The sequence below is a fragment of the Micromonospora sp. U21 genome (assembly GCF_018070045.1).
Classification (GTDB): Bacteria; Actinomycetota; Actinomycetes; order Mycobacteriales; family Micromonosporaceae; genus Micromonospora.
The window spans coordinates 1-16,068 of record NZ_JAGPYK010000013.1 but is presented as its reverse complement, the minus strand read 5'-3'; the positions used below and the strand labels follow the sequence as shown (position 1 = coordinate 16,068).

At 72.8% G+C, this 16,068-nt stretch carries 14 protein-coding genes; 11 read left to right on the top strand and 3 right to left on the bottom strand.

Annotated elements, in window-relative coordinates; genetic code table 11:
- Nucleotides 1–17 precede the first annotated feature (17 nt).
- The 3 genes from KBX63_RS18350 to KBX63_RS18340 all read left to right on the top strand — a co-directional run bounded on the left by KBX63_RS18350 (nucleotide 18) and on the right by KBX63_RS18340 (nucleotide 4,357).
- On the top strand, nucleotides 18–1,034 hold the full coding sequence (locus tag KBX63_RS18350) for a hypothetical protein (RefSeq protein ID WP_210912456.1): 1,017 nt from the start codon (nucleotides 18–20) through the stop codon (nucleotides 1,032–1,034).
- A gap of 36 nt (nucleotides 1,035–1,070) precedes the next feature.
- A complete protein-coding gene (locus KBX63_RS18345; RefSeq protein WP_247662633.1) occupies nucleotides 1,071–2,633 on the top strand; it encodes a fused MFS/spermidine synthase in 1,563 nt (520 codons plus the stop codon).
- A gap of 71 nt (nucleotides 2,634–2,704) precedes the next feature.
- Entirely contained in the window at nucleotides 2,705–4,357 is a 1,653-nt protein-coding gene (locus KBX63_RS18340; RefSeq protein WP_210912455.1) for a serine/threonine-protein kinase, read from the top strand.
- Nucleotides 4,358–4,404: 47 nt separating this feature from the next.
- On the opposite strand, the gene KBX63_RS18335 is transcribed toward KBX63_RS18340, so the two are convergent.
- The 3 genes from KBX63_RS18335 to KBX63_RS18325 all read right to left on the bottom strand — a co-directional run bounded on the left by KBX63_RS18335 (nucleotide 4,405) and on the right by KBX63_RS18325 (nucleotide 6,918).
- A complete protein-coding gene (locus KBX63_RS18335; RefSeq protein ID WP_210912454.1) occupies nucleotides 4,405–5,073 on the bottom strand; it encodes a TrkA family potassium uptake protein in 669 nt (222 codons plus the stop codon).
- Between the two features lie 14 nt (nucleotides 5,074–5,087).
- Nucleotides 5,088–6,422, bottom strand: coding sequence for a TrkH family potassium uptake protein (locus KBX63_RS18330; RefSeq protein ID WP_210912453.1), 1,335 nt, complete (start codon nucleotides 6,420–6,422; stop codon nucleotides 5,088–5,090).
- Between the two features lie 190 nt (nucleotides 6,423–6,612).
- On the bottom strand, nucleotides 6,613–6,918 hold the full coding sequence (locus tag KBX63_RS18325) for a GntR family transcriptional regulator (protein WP_247662631.1): 306 nt from the start codon (nucleotides 6,916–6,918) through the stop codon (nucleotides 6,613–6,615).
- Nucleotides 6,919–7,112: 194 nt separating this feature from the next.
- On the opposite strand from KBX63_RS18325, the gene KBX63_RS18320 reads away from it, so the two are divergent.
- The 8 genes from KBX63_RS18320 (at nucleotide 7,113) to KBX63_RS18285 (ending at nucleotide 15,870) form a co-directional block, all read left to right on the top strand.
- Nucleotides 7,113–7,382 carry a hypothetical protein gene (locus KBX63_RS18320; protein WP_210912452.1) on the top strand — a complete coding sequence of 90 codons (270 nt, stop codon included), beginning with the start codon at nucleotides 7,113–7,115 and terminating at the stop codon, nucleotides 7,380–7,382.
- Nucleotides 7,383–7,614: 232 nt separating this feature from the next.
- A complete protein-coding gene (locus KBX63_RS18315; protein ID WP_210912451.1) occupies nucleotides 7,615–8,820 on the top strand; it encodes a substrate-binding domain-containing protein in 1,206 nt (401 codons plus the stop codon).
- A gap of 3 nt (nucleotides 8,821–8,823) precedes the next feature.
- Nucleotides 8,824–9,567 carry an ABC transporter ATP-binding protein gene (locus KBX63_RS18310; protein WP_210912450.1) on the top strand — a complete coding sequence of 248 codons (744 nt, stop codon included), beginning with the start codon at nucleotides 8,824–8,826 and terminating at the stop codon, nucleotides 9,565–9,567.
- Entirely contained in the window at nucleotides 9,564–10,334 is a 771-nt protein-coding gene (locus KBX63_RS18305; RefSeq protein ID WP_210912449.1) for an ABC transporter ATP-binding protein, read from the top strand. The genes KBX63_RS18310 and KBX63_RS18305 overlap by 4 nt, the downstream gene beginning before the upstream one ends.
- On the top strand, nucleotides 10,334–11,224 hold the full coding sequence (locus tag KBX63_RS18300) for a branched-chain amino acid ABC transporter permease (protein WP_210912448.1): 891 nt from the start codon (nucleotides 10,334–10,336) through the stop codon (nucleotides 11,222–11,224). Before KBX63_RS18305 ends, KBX63_RS18300 begins: the two co-directional genes overlap by 1 nt.
- The gene (locus KBX63_RS18295) at nucleotides 11,221–12,345 is read left to right on the top strand and encodes a branched-chain amino acid ABC transporter permease (RefSeq protein WP_210912447.1); all 1,125 of its coding nucleotides are present in this window, start codon (nucleotides 11,221–11,223) and stop codon (nucleotides 12,343–12,345) included. Before KBX63_RS18300 ends, KBX63_RS18295 begins: the two co-directional genes overlap by 4 nt.
- 115 nt (nucleotides 12,346–12,460) lie before the next feature.
- The gene (locus tag KBX63_RS18290) at nucleotides 12,461–14,626 is read left to right on the top strand and encodes a RecQ family ATP-dependent DNA helicase (RefSeq protein ID WP_210912446.1); all 2,166 of its coding nucleotides are present in this window, start codon (nucleotides 12,461–12,463) and stop codon (nucleotides 14,624–14,626) included.
- 314 nt (nucleotides 14,627–14,940) lie between these two features.
- Nucleotides 14,941–15,870 (top strand): hypothetical protein, encoded by a 930-nt coding sequence (locus KBX63_RS18285; RefSeq protein WP_210912445.1) that lies wholly within the window; start codon nucleotides 14,941–14,943, stop codon nucleotides 15,868–15,870.
- Nucleotides 15,871–16,068: the final 198 nt, after the last annotated feature.

Sequence of the window (16,068 nt, the reverse complement as noted above, 5' to 3'; positions counted from 1 at the left end):
GACGGAAGGACGCTTTCGTGCCCAGGACCAGGCTCAGCCAGCGGCGCGGTCGCCGCGCACTGCTCGCTCTCGTCGCCGCCGTTGCGCTGGTGCTCGCCGGTGGCGCGGTGCCCGCGTACGCGGAGCCCGGTGAGGGCGGCAGCAAGAAATTGCAGGACGCGCTGGAGCTGACCGCCAAGGGGCACATCGAGGCGAAGGCCAAGCTGGACAACTCCAAGCGTCGGCAGACGGCGCTCACCGGCGAGCTGAAGAGCGTCGAGGGCCGGCTGGTCGAGCTCACCGCCCAGGTCGGCGAGGTGGCCGCGCAGTCGTACCGCGCGGGTCGGCTCACCCCGGTGTCGATGCTGCTCAACTCCGCCGACCCGCAGATGTTCCTGCAACGTGCGGCAGACCTGGACCTGATGGCCCAGCGGGACGGCAAACGGCTCCGCACGCTGACCGACGCCCGGCAGCAGGCGCAGCAGGCCAAGCTCGCCATCGACGCGGAGGTCCGCGAGCAGCGGAAGCAGCTCGCCGTGATGGCGAAGAAGAAGAAGGAGGCCGAGGCGGCGCTCGCCGAGGTCAGCTCGGGCAGCAGCAACGGCTTCAGCGGCGGCAGCTCCGCCTCGGCCAAGCCGGCGCCGCGTAACTCGGACGGATCCTGGCCGTCGGAATCCTGCTCCGTGAAGGACCCGACCACGTCCGGTTGCATCACCCCGCGCACTCTCAACGCGCTCAAGCAGACCCAGGCGGCCGGCTACAAGCGGCACGTCTCCTGCAAACGCAGCGGCGGCGGTGGCGAGCACCCGAAGGGACGGGCCTGCGACTTCGCGGCCGCCACCGATGGCTTCGAGGACCGCAACGCGACCGGCGGCGACAAGGCGTACGGGGACAGCCTGGCCTCCTGGCACGTGCGCAACGCCGATCGGCTGGGCGTGCTCTACGTGATCTGGTACAGGCAGATCTGGCACCCCGGCACCGGGTGGCGCTCGTACAGCGGCAGCGGCAGCCCGGCCGCGAGCCACACGAACCATGTTCATCTCTCGATGTACTGACCCGCAGCACCAGCTTGGCTGCGTACCATCGCGACGATGAGCTCCCCACCGTCCGATGTAGCGGCGCCGCCGTCTTCTCCGGTCCCGTCCGTGCCGGTCACCGGCCGGGCGCTGCCCAACGGCCTCGCCGCGTTCCTGGTCTTCTTCTCCAGCGGCGCCGTGCTGGTGCTGGAGACGGTCGCGCTGCGACTGGTCGGCCCGTACGTCGGGGTGACCCTCCAGGTGACCAGTTCGGTGATCGGCATCGCGCTGGCCGCGATCGCGTACGGGGCGTGGTCCGGCGGCTGGCTGGCTGACCGGCGCGACCCGCGGGGCCTGCTGGCGCCGGCGCTGGTGCTGGCCGGCATCGCCACCGCAGTCACCCTGCCCGTGGTCCGGTACGCCGGTGAGGTGCTGCGCGGCGGTGCCGCCAGCGCCATCCTGCTGCTGGTGGCGCTGGCCGTGTTCGTGCCGGCGGCGTTGCTGGCCGCGGTCACCCCGCTGGTCGTGAAGCTTCAGCTCGCCGACCTGCGCCGGACCGGCCAGGTGGTCGGTCGGCTCTCCGGGATCGGCACCCTGGGTGGCATCACCGCCACCCTGCTCACCGGCTTCGTGCTGGTCGCCGCGCTGCCCAGCACGGTGATCCTGCTGGCGCTTGCGGTGGCGCTCGGGCTGGCCGGCATCGGCCTCGGCTGGTACCTGCGCCGGCAGGCGCACACCGAGCTGCCCGGTCCGGCCCGGACCCGGGCCGCGCTGGCGGTGCTCGGCCTGGTCGGGGCGGGGCTGACCACCGTGGCACCGAACCCGTGCGACATCGAGACGGCGTACCACTGTGCCCGGGTGACGTCGGACCCGGACCGGCCCAGCGGGCGGACCCTGCTGCTCAACTCGGCCCAGCACTCGTACGTCGATTTGGCCGACCCGAAGCACCTGGAGTACTCGTACACCAAGTGGATCGGCGCCGTCGCGGACGTGGCCGCGCCCGCCGGGCAGCGGCTGGACGCGCTGCACCTGGGCGGCGGCGGGTTCACCGTGCCGACCTACCTGACCGCGACCCGCCCGGGCACCGACAACGTGGTGTTCGAGATCGACGGCGGGCTGGTCGAGCTGGGCGAGCGGGAGCTGGGCGTACGCCCGGGGCCGGGGCTGCGGGCGGTGGTGGGCGACGCCCGGATGCTGGTCGTCGGCGAGCCGACGGACAGTCGCGACCTGGTGGTCGGTGACGCGTTCGGCCACCTGGTGGTGCCCTGGCACCTGGCCACCCGGGAGATGGCTGCCGAGGTTCGGCGGGTGACCCGCCCCGGCGGGGTGTACGTGCAGAACGTCATCGACTACCCGCCGCTGCGGTTCATCCGCGCCGAGCTGGCCACGGTGGCCGCCGAGTTCGCGCACGTCGCGTTGATCGCCCCGCCGGAAGCGCTCGCCGAGGAGCAGGGCGCGAACTTCCTCATCGTCGCCTCCGACGCGCCGCTGCCGCTGGCCGCGGTCCGTGCCCGGCTCGACGAGGTCGACCGGCGGGTCAGCCTGCTGTCCGGCGCGGACCTGACGGACTTCACCGGGGACGCGCTGGTCCTGACCGACGACTACGCCCCGGTGGATCAGCTGCTGGCGACCGCCTGATCGGGTGACATTCCTGACCGATTCCGATACCCGAGGTGTAGTCGGGCCGTACCTGGGCAACATCGGCCACCATGGGTGGTGGGGACCGGAACGGCGCGCAACTCCTCGATGAGCGGTACCGGCTCGTCGAGCAGCTCGGCGCGGGCGGCATGTCGGTGGTCTGGCGGGGCTACGACGAGGTGCTCGGCCGGCAGGTCGCGGTGAAGGTGCTCGCCTCGCGGCTGGCCACCGACCGGGCCTTCCGGCACCGGATCCGCATCGAGGCGCAGGCCGCCGCGCGGCTCTGCCACCCGAACATCACCAACGTGTACGACTACGGCGAGTCTGTGCAGGCCGGCGTGACCGTGCCGTACGTGGTGATGGAGCTTGTCGACGGCGGTTCCCTGGCCGGCAGGCTGGGCCGGGAGGGGCGGCTGCCGTGGCGGGAGGCGGTGACCGTCGGCGCGGAGGTCAGCTCGGCGCTGGCCACCGCGCACGCCCGGGGCGTGGTGCACCGGGACGTCACCCCGGGCAACGTGATGCTCACGTCGACCGGGGTCAAGGTGGTCGACTTCGGCATCTCCGCGCTGGTGGGGGAAAGTGAGAAGGGGCCGGACGGGGCGCTGCTGGGCACGCCCGCGTACCTCGCTCCGGAGCGGCTGGACAACGGCCAGGTCTCCCCGGCCACCGACGTGTACGCCGTCGGGCTGCTGCTCTACCGGATGCTCACCGGCCGGCTGCCCTGGCAGGCCAGCACGACCACCCAGATGCTGCGCGCGCACATGTACAACGACCCCGATCCGATGCCGGAGGTGTCGGGGCTGCCCGACGAGGTGACCGACCTGGTGCGGCGCTGCCTGGCCAAGCAGCCCGGGGAACGGCCGGCCACCGCCGAGCTGGCCCGGACCCTCGCCGAGACGGCCGGAATGTTGGCGGCGGTGCCGGTCTCGCCGGCCGCCGGGCCACTGGACCCGGCCGCGCTGGCCTGCGCCGGCACCACGATCCTGCCGTGGTCGGCGGAGACCGACGCGTTGCCGCTGTCGCGCACCCGCAACCGAAGCAGGCGGGCGACCAGACGTCGGCGGATCGAGGCCGGGGTGGCCGCCGCCAGCCTGCTCGCGGTCACCGGGGCTCTGTGGGGGTTCACCTCGCGCAGCCCGGCCAGTGGCGGGGACCAGCCGCCGACCGAGGCCCGGATGGGTCCGCCGAAGGCGGCGCCCTGCGAGGTGGCGTACGCGCTGCGCACAGACTCCGGCAAGGACTTCGCCGCCGAGCTGACCCTGACCAACACCGGGGGCAGCGCGCTGCGTGACTGGACGATGAGCTTCACCTTCCCCGGTCAGCAGAGGGTGACGAAGGCGGAGCCGACCCCGGTGCACCAGCAGGGGCGGACGGTGCTGATCCGGCCGGCGGCTGATCGCACCACCCTGGCGCCCGGCGAGGCCGAGAAGCTCACCCTGGTGGGGAAGTACAGCGGGGCGAACCCGCTGCCGGTGGAGTTCCGGCTCGGCGACGCGAGCTGCGGAGTACGGGTCTCCGGGGTGGCCGGCAGCATGCCGTCCACCGCCCCGCCGAGCAAGGCCGCCACGACGAAGGCCCCGCCCAAGGCGGCGACGGTCCGCAGCGGCTCCGGCGGCTCCGGGTCGGGCGGCTCCGGTTCGGGCGGCGCCCCGACGAAGGCCAAGCCCGAGAAGCCCGGCAAAGGCAAGGGACCGGGTGGTGGTTCGGGAAAAGGGGGAAAGTGACCAAGGGTGAGGGGAGGGGGCACGGCGGCGGGAAGAAGTGAGGCGGCTCAGCGGAGCCCCGCGAACCGTTGCACCTGGTCGATCCCGCCCTCCACCACCAGCAGCCCACCGTGGGGGAGTTTCGTGCTGTCCGACGCGTACCGGAAGCGCTCGCCCGGCAGCTTGGCGCCGATCACCCGGACCCCGTAGCGATCGTCCGGGCGCAGGTCGAGCACGGTGCGCCCAACCAGGGACTCCGGCACGCGGACGGTGGCGATCGCGAAGTCGTCGTCGAACTCGATGAAGTCGAGCAGCCGGCTGACGATGAGGTGTGCCACCCGTTCGCCCGTCTCCGCCTCCGGGAAGATCACGTGGTGCGCGCCCACCGATGAGAGAATCTTGGCGTGCTTCTGCGAGGTCGCCCGGGCCCAGATCTGCGACAGGCCCAGCTCGGCCAGCGCCAGTACGGTGAGCACGCTCGCCTCCACCGAGGCGCCGATGGCCACCACCGCCCGCCCGAAGCTGGCGACGCCGAGCTGCCGCAGCGCCCCCTCCTCGGTCGAGTCGGCCTGGACCACCTGGTCGAGCTGGGCCGACCAGCGCTGCACCCGGTCCGGGTTGCGGTCGATGGCCAGCACCTCGCGTTCCATCCGGGTCAGCGACCCGGCCAGGTGGCTACCGAACCGACCCAGCCCGACCACCACGACGCCGTTGCCGTCCGCTCGCCTAGCCGACACCTCGACCCTCCTTGCTAGCCGACAATGGGTTGTTCCTGGGGATAGCGGTAGAGCCGGCGTCGGGTGTTCAACGCGATCGCCGAACCGAGGGTGAGCGGCCCGACGCGGCCGATGAACATCAGCAGGGTCAGGACCAGCTGACCGCTGGCCGGCAGTGTGCCGGCCAGGCCGACGGTCAGGCCGGTGGTGCTGAACGCGGACGTGACCTCGAAGAGGGCGGCGACGAACCGGAGGCCCTCGGTGAGCAGCAGCAGGGTCATCGTTCCGGCCGTGACCAGCGCGACGCTGAGCAGCGCCACGGTGATGGCCTGCCGCTGGCTGGCGGTGGCCACCCGGCGGCGCCCGACCGTCACGTCGGGCTCGCCGCGGAGCTCCGCCCAGATGGTGAACGCCAGCAGGAAGAACGTGGAGACCTTGATCCCGCCGGCCGTGCTGGCGCTGCCGCCGCCGATGAACATCAGCACGATCAGCAGCGGGTAGCTCTCCTCCTGCAGGGCGGCGATGTCCAGGACGCTGAAGCCACCGGTGCGGCTCAACGCGATCTGGGCGAACGACGCGAGCACCTTGCCGCCGACGTCGTACGAGCCGATGGTGTCGACGTTGGTCCACTCGGCGGCGAGCAGGCCGGCGAAGCCGATCAGCAGCAGCGCGGCACTGCCCCAGATGGTCAGCTTGGTGGCCACCGCCCAGCGCACCGGCCGGCGCCACTCGCGGGCCGCCTCGAACAGGGCGGGAAACCCGAGCCCACCGACGATCGCGCCGAACGCCAGCGGCAGCGACACCCACGGGTCGCGGTCGAACGCCAGCAGGCCCTTGGAGTAGAGCGCGAAGCCACCGTTGTTGAAGGCCTGGACGGCGTGAAAGAGACCGGACCAGAGAGCTCGCCCGGGTGGATAGTCGTAGACCAGCCAGAGCCGGCCCGCGACCAGCGCGGTCATCACCGCCTCGCAGGCGAAGACGGTGATGGCGATCCGGCGCAGCAGCCGAGCGACGTCACCGATGCCGAAGTCCGCCGACTCGGCCTGCACCAGCAGCCGGTTGCGCAGCCCGAGCTGGCGGGCGACCACCAGGATGACCAGTGCCGCGACGGTGAGGATGCCGAGGCCACCGAGCTGCGTGAGCAGGGTGATCACCACCAGTCCCCAGGCGGACCAGTAGTTGGGGGTGTCGGTGACGGCCATACCGGTGACCGACACGGCCGAGGTGGCGGTGAAGAGTGCGGTGACCAGGGGCGGGCGCTGGTGGTCCACGGTCGCCGAACGGGCCATCAGCAGCCCGGTGCCGAGCAGGATCGGCACCAGGAACCCCAACGGCACCAGCCGTACGGGGTTGCGGAAAAACCGGTGCACCAGACAATCTTCCGTTTTCGCGCCATGGTGGGAGTGGGAACGCCCATTCCGGAGGTTCATCCACCGTCGCTCGGCGGCGCACGCCCGCCCGCCCGCCCAAGATCGCGCTTCATCCTGGATGTAGTGGTCTCGCGGGACGTCCGACAACTTCGGGGATGTTGCTGCCTCGATGCGGCATGAGGCAGCAACATCAGGGATATTGTGCCGATCTTCGCTGGAGCGTTGGCGTCGCCGTCGCGACGCGGTCGGTCGACCAGGCGGGAAACGCTACCGCCCGGGGCGGTCCGCCACGTAGGTGCCGCGTCCGGGATGGCCGGTGATCAGCTCGCGGTCGTGGAGCAGTGAGCGCCCGCGAGGCCGTGTTCATGTGTACGGCGTAGGTCTCCGCGACTTCCCGAGTGGATGGCAGCTTGTCACCCGATCTCAGCTCCCCGCTCTTGATCTTCGCGGCGATGTCGTTGGCGATGCGACGATATGGGGCTTCTGCTGTGGGCATGGTGAGGACTCCGGTCGGTTCGGCAAACCCTCGGAGTACGGGCCTGAGGTGGGTCCCGCGTTCGTACCGCCGCCGACAAGGGCTGCGGGCGTGGGGCCGGGCGGTCCGGTGGGCGTCCCTACCCGCACGCCGGGCCGCCTTCCACGGCGGCGGACCGAGGATGCGCCGTCCGATCGGCGCGGAGGACGGTGGTCATGGGCGACGTGCTGGGCGGCGGTCGGGAGCGGTTCGTGGTGCACCTGCCGGTGACGGCAGCGGACCTGCCGGGGGCGCTGCGATTCGCGCGAGCGATCACCCGGGCGCTGGGCTTCCTCGCCGACGTGGACCGGGCCGAGACGACGGTCTCCGAGGAGGATGCGCAGTGCGTACGCCATCGGGCCTTCTGCGACAACCTGCTCGACGGTCGCCGGCGGTGCCCGCGCCCGGCGGGCCACGACGGGCCCTGCGGTCGTTCGGGTGGGTGAGTGCGGGAGCGAAGGGCGGATGGCGCGGGACGACACAGGGGCCGGGTGGTCCGTGGGGGTACGGGCCATCGGGAGGCCGGACCCTCGGGTGGTAGTGCGGCCGGTTGTAACGTCCGGCCACCCCCTTCCTGTTACTTGTGTGTTTCCGCCACATAGCCCGTGGGTGACGTCACTTCTAGCGTGAGCCGACACGAAGAAGTTCTCTCCCTCCGAGTCCTCATGTGGAGTCGCAATGACGGTCCGGACGACGCGGCGGGTGTTCCTCTCCGCCGCCACGATGATGGCCGCGGCGTTGGCCGCCACGGCCTGTGGCAGCCCGCAGGACACCGCCACCGGCGGCGGCGACAGCGCCGCGCCGGTCAAGGTCGGCCTGGTGTACTCCCAGTCGGGTGCCCTGGCCAGCTACGGAAAGCAGTACATCGAGGGGTTCAAGGCGGGGCTCGACTTCGCCACCCAGGGCACCGGCAAGGTCGGTGACCGCAAGATCGAGCTGACCGAGGTCGACGACGCGGGCGACCCGGCCAAGGCGGTCTCCGCGGCGAAGGACCTGATCGGCAAGGGTACGAAGATCATTGCCGGCTCCACCGCCTCCGGCGTGGCGCTCCAGGTCGCGCCGATCGCGGCGCAGAACAAGGTGCTGTTCATCTCCGGGCCGGCCGCCACCGACGCCGTGACCGGGTCGAACAAGTACACCTTCCGCTCCGGCCGCCAGTCCTACCAGGACGTGGTGACCGCCAGGTCGTTCATCGGCGACCCGGCCGGTAAGAAGGTCGTGGTCTTCGCCCAGGACGGCGCGTTCGGCGACGCGAACGAGGCGGCGGTCAAGACGGTCATCGGTGGCGCGGGCGCCACTGTGAGCAGCGTCCGGGCCCCGGCCAGCGCCACCGAGTTCACCCCGTTCGCCAGCCAGATCAAAACGGCCAAGCCGGATCTGCTCTTCGTCGCCTGGGCCGGCACCACCGCCCCGGCCATGTGGCAGAGCCTCGACCAGCAGGGCGTGCTCTCCTCCACCACGGTCGTCACCGGCCTGGACATCCGCGCCTCCTGGCCGACGTTCGGCGCCGCCGGCACGAAGATTTCCTTCCTGTCGCACTACTTCGACGGGGCCAGCGACACCGAGGCGTCCAAGGCCGCGAAGGCGAAGATCCCCGGCGGCACGCTCGACCTGTTCCACCCGGACGGCTTCGCCGCCGCCCAGATGGTGGTTCGCGCGGTGCAGGAGGGTGGGGACGACGTCGACAAGATGGTCACCGCCCTGGAGGGCTGGAGCTTCGACGGGGTCAAGGGCAAGATGACCATCCGGGCCGCGGACCACGCGCTGCTCCAGCCGATGTTCCAGGCCAAGCTGACCGGCAGCGGCACCGCCTTCACGGCGACCGCGCAGAAGAGCCTCACCGGTGACGAGTCCGCGCCGCCGGCCGTGGCCATGAAGGGCTGACCCATGCTCGCCACCCGCGGTCTGACCTGGCGGATCGGTGAGGTCGCCATCGTCGACAGCGTCTACCTCGACCTGGCGCCCGGGGAGTTCCTGGGCGTGATCGGGCCGAACGGCGCCGGCAAGACCTCACTGTTCAACCTGATCACCGGCCTGCGCCGGGCCACGGAGGGCCGGATCACCCTGGACGGGCAGGACATCGGGGCGCTTCCGCCGCACCGGCGGGCCCGCCTCGGGCTGGGCCGTACCTTCCAGGCGTCGTCGGTCTTCGGCTCGCTCAGCGTGCGGGAGAACGTCCGGCTCGCCGTGCAGGCGTACCGCGGGGGCTCGATGAAACTGTGGCGGCGGGCGGCGGCCGACCGGGAGGTGGCCGCCGCCGCCGACGCGGCGCTCGACCGGGTCGGCCTCGCCCACCGGGGTACGGCGCTGGCCGGCACCCTGGCACACGGCGAGAAGCGCAAGCTGGAGATCGCCCTGCTGCTCGCCGGCGAACCGCGGGTGATGCTGCTGGACGAACCGATGGCCGGGGTCAGCGCCGAGGACGTGCCCGAGCTGGTCTCGGTGATCAAGTCGTTGACCGGGGACAGCGGCCGGGCGGTGTTGATGGTCGAGCACCACATGGACGTCATCCTGGAACTGGCCGACCGGATCGCCGTCATGCACCACGGCGCGCTGCTGGCCTGCGACACCCCGGAGACGGTGATGGCCAACCCCACGGTGCAAGAGGCCTACCTGGGGGAATCGCTATGACCGAGCCGATCCTGAACGTGGAGGATCTGTCGGTCCGGATCTCCGGGCTGCACATCCTCCAGGGGGTGTCCTTCACGGTCGCCCCCACGGGCGTGACCGTCCTGCTCGGCCGCAACGGCGTCGGCAAGACCACCACGCTGCGCGCGATCGTCGGCCTCACCCCGCCCGCCGGGGAGGTCCGCGGCACCATCCGGATGGGCGCGCAGAGCCTGCTGGCCCGCCCCACCCACCGGCTGGTCCGCGGCGGGCTCGGGTACGTGCCGGAGGACCGCTGCGTGTTCGCCGGCCTGACCGTCGCGGAGAACCTGCGGCTGGCCGAGCGGCGCGGCGTCAGCCCCGCGTACGACAAGGTCTTCGCGCTCTTCCCGGAGCTGGACCGGCGCGGACGGCAACGGGCCGGGTCGCTCTCCGGCGGGCAGCAGCAGATGCTCGCGATCGGCCGGGTGCTGCTCAACGACAACCGGCTGCTGCTGGTCGACGAGCCGACCAAGGGGTTGGCGCCGAAAGTGGTGACCGAGGTGGCCGAGGTGCTGGAACGGGTCGCGGAGTCGGTGCCGGTGCTGCTCGTCGAGCAGAACCTGGCGGTGGTCCGGCGGCTCGCCAGGGACGCGGTGGTGCTCGCCGCCGGCAAGGTGGCCTGGACCGGTGACGCGCAGGAGCTGCTGCTGGAGACGGCGCTGACCAGGTCCCTGCTGGGCGTGGGCAGCGGCGAATCGCAGCACCCGGCCGAGCCGGGTCGTGCCGCGGCGGGGAAGGACGGGCACTGATGGGCACCGTGATCCTGTTGACGTTGACCGGGCTCGGCCTGGCGGCGCTGTACTTCCTGGTCGCCTCCGGGCTGTCGCTGGTCTTCGGCCTGGCCGACGTGCTCAACTTCGCGCACGGGCTGTTCCTCGGCGTCGGCGCGTACGCGACCTGGTGGGCGGCGGCCAACCTGCCGGGCGCCGGGTCGGACGGGTTCGGTTTCGTGCTCGCGGTCGTCTTCGGGGTGGCCGCCGGCACGCTGGTCGCGGTGCTGGTCGAGCTGGTGCTGATCCGGCCGCTCTACTCGCGCACCATCGAGCAGGTGCTGGTCACCGTCGGTCTCTCGCTCGCCGGGGTGGCGCTGCTCCAGGCCACCTGGGGCGCCGACGCCCGGCCGTTCCCGCGGCCGGACTGGACCCGGCAGGTGACCGGGATCCTCGGCGCGCAGGTGCCCAACGGCGGTCTGCTGCTGATCATCGCCGCGGTGCTGGTGCTCGGCGCGCTGCTCGCCTTCCTCCGCTGGACCCGCTACGGCCTGGTGATCCGGGCCGGGGTGGAGAACCGGGAGATGGTCACCGCGCTCGGCATCGACGTGCGCAAGGCGTTCACCCTGGTCTTCGCGATCGGTGGGGCCGCCGCGGCGCTGGCCGGTGCGCTCGGCGGTGTCTACTTCGGCACGGTCTCGCCGGGGCAGGGCGGCTCACTGCTGATCTTCGCGTTCATCGTGGTGGTGATCGGCGGAATGGGCTCGGTGGTCGGCTCCGCGTACGCGGCGGTCGCGGTCGGGCTGCTGCAACAGTTCGTCAACTACTACGGCCCCTCCGGTCTCGGCGACGTGTGCGTGGTCGGGCTGCTGGCCGTGGTGCTGCTGCTGCGTCCCCAGGGCATCGCCGGAAAGGTGGCAACGGCATGACCGAGGTCAAGAGTCCCGAGGTGCCCGCCCCGCCGGCGGCGGTACCGGCGGAGCTGACCCCCGAGCGCGGGCGGTGGCATCGGGTACGACCGTTCCTGCCACTGGTCGCGCTGGTGCTCGCGGTGATCGTGCCGTACTCGACGCTGCCCCTGCCGGGGATCTTCGAGGGGCCGCTGAACTCGCCCGGCACCCTGCAGGTGCTCGCCGTCTGCCTGGTCTTCGGTGGCCTCGCCGCCGGTTACGACCTGCTCTTCGGCCGGACCGGGATGCTCTCCTTCGGGCACGCGCTCTACTTCGCCGCCGGGGTGTACGGCACGGACATCCTGGTCACCAAGGCCGGGCTGCCGCTCTGGCAGGCGGCGCTGCTGACCGTCACCGGCGGGACGATCCTGGCCGCGCTGCTCGGCGCGGTGGCGCTGCGTACGGTCGGCATCGCGTTCGCCATGGTGACGCTGGCCTTCGCCCAGGTCGGGGCGATCCTGGTGGCCCGGGACTTCGGCGGCTTCACCGGAGGCGAGGAGGGCCTGCCGCTGGACGTCTCCGGGCTGCCCGCCGGGCTGGTCGGGGTGACCAACACGGTCAACCTCTACTGGTTGGCGCTGGCGTACCTGGCCCTGGTGGTCTTCGTGGTGCACCGGGTCTCCAGCTCGCCGACCGGGCGGGTACTGGCCGGGTTGCGCGACGACGAGCGCCGGATCGGCGTGCTCGGGCTCGACCCGTACCGCTACAAGCTGGTGGCGTTCACCCTGGCCGGCGGGCTCGCGGCGGCCGGGGGAGGGGTCTACTGCCTGATCGTCGGTGGCGCCTCGCCACACATCACCTCGTCCGAGCTGACCCTGTCGATGCTGGTGATGGTGGTGCTCGGCGGACCGGGCACGCGGTGGGGCCCGGTGCTCGGCGGCGTGCTCTACATGTACCTGGACCACCGGCTCACCGCGTTCGGCAGCTCCGACGCGGTGGAGAGCCTGCCCGCCGTGCTCAGCCGGCCGCTCTCCCAGCCCCTCTTCGTGCTCGGCACCCTCTTCATCCTGGCCGTCTACTTCTTCCCCGGTGGCCTGGCCAGCCTGACCTCCCGCCTGACCCTCCTCCGCCGCTCCCTGCTCCCACCCTCCCGCCGCTGACCCCGGGTCACCCTCCGAGCCGATCATGAGGTTGGCGGTGGCGGGCCGCCGGATCGTGACTGGAACCTCCCGTGCGAACCGGGGTAATGACGCCCGGCGCTGGTAGAAATGCCGGATGGGCGACGAGCGGGCGGCGGTACGGGAGCGGGCCGAGGCGGTGCTGCGCCGGCTGGCCGGTGAGCACGCCCGGCTGCGCGAGGACCAGTGGCGGGCGATCGAGGCGCTGGTCGTCGACCGGCGGCGGGTGCTCTGCGTGCAGCGCACCGGCTGGGGCAAGTCGGCGGTCTACTTCGTGGCCACCGCGCTGCTACGGGGGCGTACCGACCCCGCCGGGGCCGACGGCGTCGACGAGCCCGCGGGTCCGACGGTCATCGTGTCGCCGCTGCTGGCGCTGATGCGCAACCAGGTCGAGGCGGCCGCGCGAGCCGGCATCCGAGCCCGCACCATCAACTCGGCCAACCTGGACGAGTGGGACCAGATCACCGCCGAGATCCAGGCCGGCGCCGTGGACGTGCTGCTGATCAGCCCGGAGCGGCTCAACAACCCGGACTTCCGCGACGGGGTGCTGCCGAAGCTGGCCGCGACCACCGGGCTGCTGGTGGTCGACGAGGCGCACTGCGTCTCCGACTGGGGGCACGACTTCCGGCCGGACTACCGGCGGCTGCGCACCTTCCTCGGCAACCTGCCCGAGCGGACTCCGGTGCTGGCCACCACCGCCACCGCCAACGCCCGGGTCACCACCGACGTCGCCGAGCAGCTCAGCACGGGCGACGGCAGCGACGCCCTGGTCCTGCGCGGCACGCTGGACCGCGAGTCGCTGCGCCTCGGCGTGCTCGGCCTGCCCAGCCCGGCGCACCGGCTGGCCTGGCTCGCCGACCACCTGGACCAGTTGCCCGGCTCCGGCATCGTCTACACCCTGACCGTCGCGGCGGCGGGGGAGACCGCCGAGTTCCTGCGCACCCGGGGCTACCCGGTCGCCTCGTACACGGGGCAGGCCGACGACGCCGACCGGCGGGCCGCCGAACAGGACCTGCTGGACAACAAGATCAAGGCTCTGGTCGCCACCAGCGCGCTCGGCATGGGCTTCGACAAGCCCGACCTGGGCTTCGTCGTCCACCTCGGTGCGCCGCCCTCGCCGATCGCCTACTACCAGCAGGTCGGCCGCGCCGGCCGCGCCGTCGAACACGCCGAGGTGCTGCTGCTGCCCGGCGCCGAGGACGCCGCCATCTGGCGCTACTTCGCCTCGCTCGCGTTCCCGCCCGAGCAGCAGGTCCGGGCCGTGCTGGCCGCCCTGCACACCGACCGCCCGCTCTCCACCCAGGCCCTGGAGCCGCTGGTCGACCTGCGGCGGGCCCGGTTGGAGCTGATGCTCAAGGTGCTCGACGTGGACGGCGCGGTCCGCCGGGTGCGCGGTGGCTGGCTCGCCACCGGCGAGCCCTGGGTCTATGACGAGGCACGGTTGCGGCGCGTCGCCGAGGCGCGCACCGTCGAGCAGCAGGCCATGCGGGAGTACGCGACCACGTCCGGCTGCCGGATGCGGTATCTACGCGAGTGCCTGGACGACACCGGGGCGGCCGACTGCGGCCGGTGCGACCGGTGCGCCGACCCGCTCTTCGGCTCGGACGTCTCGACGGCCGCGCTCACCGCCGCGCAGACGTTCCTGGGGCGGCCCGGCGTGGAGATCGCGCCGAAGAAGCTCTGGCCGACCGGGCTGGACGCGGTGGGCGTACCCCTGAAGGGCCGGATCCCCCCGGCGGAGCAGGCGCTGCCGGGCCGGGCCGTCGGGCGCCTCTCCGACCTGGGCTGGGGTGGTCGGCTGCGCGACCTGGTCGGCCCGGAGGCTGCCGACGCGCCGGTGCCCGACGACGTGGCCGGTGCGGTGGTGGAGGTGCTGAAGGCGTGGGCGCACGGCGACGACCCGTGGCCCCGCCGCCCGGTGGCGGTGGTCGCGGTCGGTTCCCGGCGGCGGCCCCGACTGGTCGGCTCGCTGGCCGAGCGGATCGCCGCCGTGGGGCGACTGCCGCTGCTCGGCGAGGTTTCCCCGACCGGTCCCGGTGGCGCCGGCGGGCCGCGTGGCAACAGCGCCCAGCGGGTCCGCGCGCTGCATGACGCGTTCACCGTGCCGGCCGAGCTGGCCGACGCGCTGGCCGGGCTGGCCGGCCCGGTGCTGCTCGTCGACGACCTGGTCGACTCGGGCTGGACGATGACGATGGTGACCCGCGCACTGCGCCGGGCCGGCGCGCCGGACGTGCTCCCGCTCGCCCTCGCCGTGGCCGGCTGAGCACGCCCGCGCCGTCCTCCGCCCGCCGGGGCGCTCCGCTTCCGCTGGCGTCCGGAACGGTCCGTTCATCGCTGGCGGTGGCGCTGGCCGATCCGCCCGCTTCCCGTGGTGACGGAAAAGTTCCCGGGCGGGGCGGATTGCGACGGTCGCCACGCCGCCCGGGCATCGGCCGGGACCGGCCCGGCGCGGCGGTACCGTGGGCGGCATGACCGATCAACCGCCCGCCACCCGCGCGTACGCCATCTCCGGGATGACCTGCGAGCACTCCGTGCGGGCGGCCGTCGGCGAGGCCGGCTGTGCGCTGGACGCCGGCGGTGCCTGACCGGATCTCCGCCGCGCCGGACCGGAGCACGCTCCGGCTGGCGCTGGTGGTCGGCGGGCTGGTGCTCGCGGTGCTGCTCGGCTTCGGCCTCGGCCGGATGAACGCCGGCGGCGCCACCAGCACCGGCGGCGCGGCGCTGGCCGCGGACCACACCCACCCGCCGGGCACGGAGCCGCACGACCACGGCAACGCCACCGGTACGGACCAGGGCGCGGGCGCGGAGCCGGGCGGCCTGTCGGTCAGCTCCGCCGGGTACACCCTGGCTCCACTGGCCACCGAGTTCCCGGCGGGCCGCCCGGAGCAGCTCCGGTTCCAGGTGCGCGACGCGCAGCGCCGGCCGGTCACCCGCTTCGCCGTCGTGCACGACAAGCCGATGCACCTCGTCGTGGTCCGCCGGGACCTGGCCGGCTACCAGCACCTGCACCCGACCATGACGCCGGACGGCACCTGGTCGGTGCCGTTGACCCTCGCGCAGCCCGGCGTCTGGCGGGCGTACGCCGACTTCACCGTGGTCGCCGACGACGGCGGCCAGACCGCGGTGACCCTCGGCGCGGACCTCGTCGCGCCCGGCGGCTACCAGCCCCGGCCGCTCCAGGCGCCGGCGACCTCGACGACGGTGGACGGGTTCACCGTCGACTACCAGGGCAGCCCGCAGGCCGGGGCGACCGTGCCGCTGACGTTCCGGGTCGACACCGCGCGAGGCGCCGCGTCGCTGGAGCGCTACCTCGGGGCGTACGGGCACCTGGTGGCGCTGCGCGAGGGCGACCTGGGCTACCTGCACGTGCACCCCGAACCGGAACTCGTGGACGGCCAGGTCAAGTTCTGGCTGACCACCCCCGGCCCCGGCCGCTACCGCCTCTACCTCGACTTCCAGGTAGCCGCAACGGTCCACACCGCCGAGTTCACCCTCACCATCCCCTAACCCGGACCCCCCCGGGTCCCACCCCCCCGGGTCCCACCCCCCCCGGGTCCCAACCCCCCACCGGGTCCCCCCGGTCCCACCGGGTCCCCCCGGTTGATCATGAAGTTATTGCCTTCCGGCGCGGCGCGTGTCGGAGCAATAACTTCATGATCAACGCGCGGTTCGGGGGGCCGGGCGGTCCGAGGGGCCGGGCGGTTC